The 5,258-nt window shown below is 56.2% G+C and carries 5 protein-coding genes and 2 tRNA genes; all 7 read right to left on the minus strand.

All coding sequences use genetic code 11. The annotated features are described in order from the left end of the window. On the minus strand, window positions 1–418 hold a 418-nt coding region (gene era, locus AB7E65_RS11830), incomplete at its 3' end, for a GTPase Era (RefSeq protein WP_428746001.1). 35 nt (window positions 419–453) lie between these two features. Next, window positions 454–1,500: an elongator complex protein 3 gene (locus AB7E65_RS11835; RefSeq protein WP_428746002.1), complete on the minus strand. Its 1,047-nt coding sequence runs from the start codon at window positions 1,498–1,500 to the stop codon at window positions 454–456. A gap of 106 nt (window positions 1,501–1,606) precedes the next feature. After that, window positions 1,607–2,305 carry a ribonuclease III gene (rnc, locus tag AB7E65_RS11840; RefSeq protein ID WP_428746003.1) on the minus strand — a complete coding sequence of 233 codons (699 nt, stop codon included), beginning with the start codon at window positions 2,303–2,305 and terminating at the stop codon, window positions 1,607–1,609. Between the two features lie 310 nt (window positions 2,306–2,615). Next, window positions 2,616–2,692, minus strand: a tRNA-Arg gene (locus tag AB7E65_RS11845). A gap of 4 nt (window positions 2,693–2,696) precedes the next feature. Then, window positions 2,697–2,773 (minus strand) — tRNA-Pro (locus AB7E65_RS11850). A gap of 182 nt (window positions 2,774–2,955) precedes the next feature. Continuing rightward, the gene (ablB, locus tag AB7E65_RS11855) at window positions 2,956–3,795 is read right to left on the minus strand and encodes a putative beta-lysine N-acetyltransferase (RefSeq protein ID WP_235605416.1); all 840 of its coding nucleotides are present in this window, start codon (window positions 3,793–3,795) and stop codon (window positions 2,956–2,958) included. Continuing rightward, the gene (gene ablA / locus AB7E65_RS11860; protein WP_428746004.1) at window positions 3,788–5,098 is read right to left on the minus strand and encodes a lysine 2,3-aminomutase; all 1,311 of its coding nucleotides are present in this window, start codon (window positions 5,096–5,098) and stop codon (window positions 3,788–3,790) included. The genes ablB and ablA overlap by 8 nt, the downstream gene beginning before the upstream one ends. Window positions 5,099–5,258 lie beyond the last annotated feature (160 nt).

A 5,258-nucleotide genomic window follows, 5' to 3' on the forward strand; every position in this document is an offset into this window, starting at 1 on the left:
GCAGTTTCAACCGGGGTACCAGGTCAACCTTGTTGATCACCAGGATCACCGGGACCTTGCTGCGCGATACCTGTTCCAGCACAAAATCGTCCCCGCCACCCACTGGATCGGTGGCTTCAACCAGAACAAGTGCGACATCCACATCGCCGCAGGCGCTCAGGGCCTGCTCCACCATATAGCGGTTGAGCATCCCCTTGGCCTTGTGAACCCCCGGCGTGTCCAGAAAAAGTATCTGCGCATCCGGACGATTGCAGATACCCAGGATACGGTTGCGGGTGGTTTGCGGCTTATTGGAGGTGATGGCGATTTTTTGCCCCAGCACCGCATTGAGAAGGGTGGACTTGCCGACATTGGGCCGGCCCATGATGGCGACGAAACCCGAGCGGAATCCTTTATCGGACGGTTGATGGTTATTCAAGGTCTGTCAATCTCCCGGCATACGCGAACAACATCTCATGAGTGGTCGTCCGTCGTTGGTGGTAAAGGTTGCAAATAACGGGCCTGCGACATCATGTCATGGCGGCACCCGGCCAAAACGAAACACTGGCGAACCTGATGGCCGGAAGAAACGATTTCAAAATGCCCGAAGCGTCGCGACAGGTAGTCGAGATTTGTTCGACGGTGACCCATTGCGTCACTCAGGTCTGCAAAATCTACCTTAGCCCGCCGACCTCCGGAGGCGGTAGCCGTCGACTCGAGGGCACGACGCCACAGCCTGGAACGCACCAGTTGGCCGAACGCCGGATGATAGGGGCCGGCCAGAACCGTCGAGCCTCGATCCAGTTCAGGGGAAGACTGCAGGCCAAGGCGGATAACAGGGACACCCTGATCGTGACAATGCCATAGCAGTTCAGCGCAAAGCTCTACGGCATCGTCAAGGTCAAGAGGAACATAATCGCCTCTGCGCCAGGCCTGTTCCAGCCCGGTCCCGGCCAGTACCACCGCAGGGTAGAGACGCAGAAAATCCGGTTCCAGATCCAGAGCCCTGGCCAGAGAACGCCGCGCTTCATCACCATCACCGCCGGGCAGGCCGGGCATCAGCTGCAGTCCGACGCGCAGGCCAGCGTTACGTAACCTCATTACCGATTCGCCCGCGGCACTTGCGTCATGGCCACGGCGCGCTTTACGCAGCACCGCGTCGCTGAAAGACTGACAGCCCAGTTCGACCGTTGTGACGTTAAAGGCCCGCAACCGCGCAACCCGCTCATTGTCGCATCCGTCAGGCCGGGTCGATACCCGAATGCCGGCCACCCGCCCGGCACGCACAAAAGGAACAACGCCGGCAAGGTAAGCCTCCTGCAAACAAGGATCGAGCATGGTGAAGCTGCCACCGTAAAAAGCCACTTCGCCCACACCACGCTCCGGCAGCATGACTTCGAGACATCTTGCCACCTCCGCAGGTGAGGGGGCCGTTTCCACGCTGGTGATCCGGTTTTGCTGACAGAAGACGCAACGTTGTGCACAACCGCAATGAGGAATGAAAAACGGAAAGACAACCATAAGCTACCGGCATCGATGTTTCATTGCAAAAAGATCCGCCGGGATGGACGCCCGACAAGCAGAAAAAACCGCCGTCAGAGCCCTGCTCCACCGGCATCGACGAAAGTTACTTTTCCGGCTGTTCCAATGCCTGCCTGGCGGCGGCCTGCTCTGCCGCCTTCTTGCTGCGCCCCTCGCCCCGCCCGATACAGGATTCCCGAAAGCGCGCTTCTACCGTATAGGAACGCTGATGGGGCGGGCCGTCGGCATACACAAGCACATATTGGGGCACCTCGCCAAACCGTGCCTGGAGACGCTCCTGGAGACGGGTTTTGTAATCGACACCCGCCTTGCGCCGCGCCGCCCGCTGAATATGCTCCACAACCAGCGCCTCGACCACCCGGCAGGCCTGTTCGAAGCCACCGTCGCAAAAAATGGCGCCTATCAGTGCCTCCATGGCATTGGCGATCAGGCTGCTTTTAAGACGGCCGCCACTGCGCTCCTCACCTTTGCCAAGGCGCATGAAGTCACCAAGCGAGATGGCTTTGCCAATCACTGCCAGACCTTTTTCGCTGACGACTTCGGAACGGATCCGGGTCAACTCTCCTTCCGGAAGATGCGGAAAAGTCCGAAACACGTAATGGCTGACGACCAGCCCCAAAACCACATCACCAAGAAACTCAAGACGCTCGTTATCCGGAACACCGCGATCATTCTGTTCGTTACTGAAGGATTTATGGGTCAGGGCTTCGATAAGCAGCGACGGGTCGCCGAACGTATAATCGATAGTCCTTTCCAATAAAATATCAGGTTTTTCTTCGCACAAAAGGATCCCTCCGCTGATTGCCGTTGCTGGCGCCGCAGCACCATCTGGCGGCAATAAAGTATATACGATGCGGCTTGCTTGTCGCAATGCCGACGCAACACCGCAACCTCAACGGCGGACAGGCAATCTTTCCCGTAGCCCTTGATAGGGTGTGCAAGTCAGGCCCGGGCGCGGCTTTTCGCAGTTCTTGCCTTACCCGAAACGGTACATCCTGTGCGGGTACGCCGGGTTGCCGGCGGCCACTGAATGGGTCCTGAAACTATGCAAAAAAACAAAAGGGCTGGCCTTGTATGCCAACCCTTTAACTCACTGGCGCGCCAGGAAGGACTCGAACCCTCGACCCTGTGATTAGAAGTCACATGCTCTATCCAGCTGAGCTACTGGCGCAACATGGTCGGGGCGAGAGGATTCGAACCTCCGACCCCCTGTGCCCAAGACAGGTGCGCTACCAGACTGCGCTACGCCCCGACAAGAACGACACTTCTAGCATGGGCCGGACTTTTTTTCAACACAAAAGACGGCCTAAACAAAGCACCGTCAGCCAGACTCAGTCCGTATCCATCCGGAATATCCGGATGGATACGACATGGTTTTCATAGAGGATGTGGGATAAAAAGCCCTGCCCTCGCCACCCCTGTCGCAAACTCGCGTCAGTTCAGCGCTTTGTGCCACACATTCATGCTTTCCTGGCGTCCGCAGATCTGGGTATTGTTACGCAGGGTACCGCCGAAAAGATAACCGGAACTGGAGAAAGTGATATTCATGCCATAGCTATAGGCCCTGGCGATGGTAAAGACCGTATGGATACCGTCTTCGCGCATGGCTTCCTCCATGCGGGCCAGCAATATCCGCGCGAAACCCTGTCCGCGGTGAGCGGGCAAGGTCGCAAAATCGGTCATCTCGGCATGTCGTGCCTGACAGTCCTTCTCCGCTGAAGCCAAGGCAACCAGGCGGTCACCACGCCAGATACCGAAATAGCGGATATGATCCCGCATGGTTTCGAGCAGATAAGCCGGATCGTGAATGGGGAATGGGTAACTGGCAAACACCTCGCGGTACAAGGCGGCCGCCGCGCCGACCTGCCCTTCGCCGAGCCGGCGCAGTTCAAAACCTTCGGGCAGCACAGTGCTGCCATCAACGGGCCCGGACTTGGCCCGGGCTGCTTCCAACACCTTCTCAACCAGCTCAGGCTTGCGTTCGACACGACGTTCCCGCTGCAGGAACTTGCCCAGCAGCAACCCTTCTTCCCGACCATGAAACAGCTTTGGAATACGCGCTTCGGCGCAGTAGCCGTTTTCCAGAAACGGCTTGCTGATGCCGGCGGGAATCTTGGCAAAAATCTTGGAATAGCCCTCGCGCCGGGCCATGACATCAAGCCGCTCAACGATTTCCGGACAATCGTCGGAGGCGGTCTTCATCAGGTAGATACGCTCACTGTTGGCACCGTGCTGAATCAGGGAGTCACCTATCTTTTCCATACGATCAGTCATCGCCCCTCCTCACCATCCGCTCGTTGTCTTCCGGGGTCAGGGAGATGGTATCGTCATGATCCGCCAACAGCTTCACAATGCCCGTAGCCTGGCATTCGTCGGCCCCCTTGAGTTTAAGTTGCAGGTGGCACTCGGCACATTGGCGGTCGCAGAAAATCGGCTCGTAACTGTTGGGCTCCTGATAGGTTGTGATAACCCCTTCGTAGTTGCGCAACACCACCTTGTTGGTCGACAGGGAGATCAGATAATTGGGATTCAGGGGAATCTTGCCGCCACCGCCCGGCGCATCGATGACATAGGTCGGTATCGAGAAGCCGCTGGTGTGGCCGATGAGGCCCTCCATGATTTCGATACCCTTGCCGACGGGAGTGCGAAAATGGGTCAACCCTTCGGAAAGGTCGCACTGATACAGATAGTAGGGACGTACCCGGTTTTCCACCAGCCGATGTACCAACTCCTTGATGATGCGAGGGCAATCGTTGACTCCGGCCAGCAGCACGGTCTGATTACCAAGAGGGAAACCTGCATCGGCCAGCTTGCGCAAAGCGCGCTTTGACGAAGAGGTCATCTCGCGCGGATGGTTGAAGTGGGTGTTGATCCAGAGCGGCTGATGCTTGCGCAACATGGCGACCAGCTTGTCGGTAATACGGTAGGGCAGCACAACCGGTATGCGGGTACCGATCCTAACCACCTCGACATGGGGAATGCGACACAGTTCGGTCAGAATCCAGTCCAGATAGTCGTCCGAAAGCATCAGCGGGTCGCCGCCCGACAGCAGCACGTCGCGCACCTGCGGGGTATTGGCGATATATTCGATGCCCTGCATGATCGCTTCCCGCCCGGGAATGGAATCCTGATCCCCCACCTTGCGCTTGCGCGTGCAATGCCGGCAATACATGGCGCACAGATTGCTGATATGAAACAGGACACGATCGGGATATCGGTGCGTGATGCCGGGAACGGGACTGTCCTTGTCTTCATCGAGCGGGTCCGCCATCTCCCGGGGATCGACTTCCAGTTCCTGCGGAACCGGAAACGACTGGATAAAAACGGGGTCATTTCGGTAATCTTCCCGATCGATAAGAGACAGGTAATAAGGTGTAATGGCGAGAGGGAATTTATCGAGGGTCAACGAAACGTCCCGACGAAATTCATCGTCGAATACGATACCGGTTATACGTTCAAATGTTTCAATGTCCCTGATTGTGTGTTTGATATGCCAACGCCAATCCTCCCAATGTTTCGCAAATGTCTCATCATTTCCAAATTTACTGGCGATCTGTTTTTGTATTTTTGAATAAATTTTTCTTCTCCTTTCGTATGTGTATATCTTTGTTAACTCAACTTTCGCAGACGAGAAAAATGTTTAACATATTGAAATAATTAAACAAAAGCATCATCTCTTGTTGTAAAATAGGTCGTCGCCAAACAACCTGATACAAACAAGGAGATGATGCTTTGGA

Origin of the sequence: Syntrophotalea sp. (genome assembly GCF_050253115.1) — a bacterium.
Taxonomy (GTDB): Bacteria; Desulfobacterota; Desulfuromonadia; order Desulfuromonadales; family Syntrophotaleaceae; genus Syntrophotalea; species Syntrophotalea acetylenica.

What these genes read in the sequence shown, in the direction of transcription:
- AB7E65_RS11835 (WP_428746002.1), bottom strand. Translation starts at nt 1,500, where the DNA reads ATGGTTGTCTTTCCGTTTTTCATTCCTCATTGCGGTTGTGCACAACGT.
- ablB (WP_235605416.1), bottom strand. Translation starts at nt 3,795, where the DNA reads ATGACTGATCGTATGGAAAAGATAGGTGACTCCCTGATTCAGCACGGT.